This is a genomic window from Vibrio variabilis, assembly GCF_003263785.1.
Classification (GTDB): domain Bacteria; phylum Pseudomonadota; class Gammaproteobacteria; order Enterobacterales; family Vibrionaceae; genus Vibrio; species Vibrio variabilis.
Map to the genome: position 1 here is coordinate 1 of NZ_JYJK01000106.1, position 2000 is coordinate 2000.

The window sequence follows — 2000 nt, forward strand, 5'->3', positions numbered from 1 at the left end:
AAGCCAACGTTTGGCACCAAGATCTTAAAGAAACGCTCCAAAACCAACGCCACCGACGCACCCAATGCAGAAGCATTGAACATCCCACTAACTTGCTGCCAAAGATGGCGACACTTAAAGGCAACTCACGGCTCTTGCGCTAAAGCTGACGGCTAAGTGCACCATACTCGAAGTTGAGCAATGCTCCTTCCAAGCAAAAGAAACAGCGCGTACAGGTATTCAATTTGGCACAGAGGAGCAGGTGTAAAGCTTGAACGATGAACACCTACTCCAATGAACTTAACCGAGAAAGCTAACGCCTTGCTAAGTTGCAGCTAACTACCACGACACTCAAGCAAAGCCACCGTAATCACTGAACCCAACCAAACCAAAATCGCCAACTGTTAGCTGTCTGCTTGAGCAATTTGTTAGCTTTTTGCGTGCGATGAAGCCGACGTTTGGCACCAAGATCTTAAGGAAACGCTCTAAAACCAATGCCGCCGACGCACCCAATGCAGAAGCAATGAACCTTCCATTAACTTGCTGCTAAAGATGGCGATACTTAAAGGCAACTCACGGCTCTTGCGCTAAAGCTGACAACCAAGTGCACCATACTCGAAGTTGAGCGATGCTCTTTCCAAACAAAAGAAACAGCACGTACAGGTTTGCAGTTTGGCACTGACGAGCAGGTGTAAAGCTAGGACGATGAACCCCTACTCCAATGAACTTAACCGAGAAAGCTAACGCCTTGCTAAGTTGCAGCTAACTGCAACGACACTCAAGCAAAGCCACGTAATCACTGAACTCAACCAAACCAAAATCGCCAACTGTTAGCTGTCTGCTTGAGCAATTTGTTAGCTTTTTCCGTGCGATGAAGGTGACGTTTGGCACCAAGATTTTAAAGAAACGCTCCAAAGCTGACGCCGTCGATGACCCCAATGCAGAAGCAATGAACCTTCCACCAACTTGTTGCCAAAGATGGCGATACTTAAAGGCAACTCAAGGCTCTTTCGCTAAAGTTGACAACCAAGTCCACCATACTCAAAGTTGAGCGATGCTCTTTCCAAGTAAAAGAAACAGCACGCGCGATTTTGCGATTTGGCACTGACGAGCAGGTGTAAAGCTAGGACGATGAACACCTACTCCAATGAACTTAACCGAGAAAGCTAACGCCTTGCTAAGTTGCAGCTAACTATCAATAGACTCAAGCAAAGCCACCGTAATCACTGAACTCAACCAAACCAAAATCGCCAAACGTTAGCTGTCTGCTTGAGCAATTTGTTAGCTTTTTGCGTGCGATGAAGCCGACGTTTAGCACCAAGATTTCAAAGAAACGCTCCAAAACCATCTCCACCGCCGCACTCAATGCAGAAGCATTGAACCTTCAACTAACTTGCTGCCAAAGATGGCGATACTTAAAGGCAACTCACGGCTCCTGCGCTGAAGCTGACTGCAAAGTGCACCATAATCTAAGTCGATTGACGCCCTTTCCAAGCAAAAGAAACAGCACGCGCGGTTTTGCAATTTGGCACTGACGAGCAGGTGTAAAGCTAGGACGATGAACACCTACTCCAATGAACTTAACCGAGAAAGCTAACGCCTTGCTAAGTGGCAGCTAACTGCCACGACACTCAAGCAAAGCCACCTTAATCACTGAACTCAACCAAACCAAAATCGCCAACTGTTAGCTGTCTGCTTGAGCAATTTGTTAGCTTTTTGCGTGCGATGAAGCCAACGTTTGGCACCAAGATCTTAAAGAAACGCTCCAAAACCAAAGCCGCTGACGCACCAAATGCAGAAGCATTGAACTTTCCACCAACTTGCGGCCTAAGATGGCGATACTAAAAGGCAACTCACGGCTCTTGCACTGAAGCTGACTACAACGTGCACCATATACGAAGTTGATTGATGCCCTTTCCAAGCAAAAGAAACAGCACGCGCGGTTTTACGATTTGGCACTGACGAGCAGGTGTAAAGCTAGTACGCAGAACCCCTACTCCAATGAACTTAACCGAGAAAGC

1 protein-coding gene is annotated in these 2000 nt (G+C 47.0%); it reads right to left on the reverse strand.

Annotated features, from left to right (window positions below; translation table 11 throughout):
* Window positions 1–1183: 1183 nt before the first annotated feature.
* On the reverse strand, window positions 1184–1321 hold the full coding sequence (locus TZ48_RS24490) for a hypothetical protein (RefSeq protein WP_162674665.1): 138 nt from the start codon (window positions 1319–1321) through the stop codon (window positions 1184–1186).
* Between the last annotated feature and the right edge of the window lie 679 nt (window positions 1322–2000).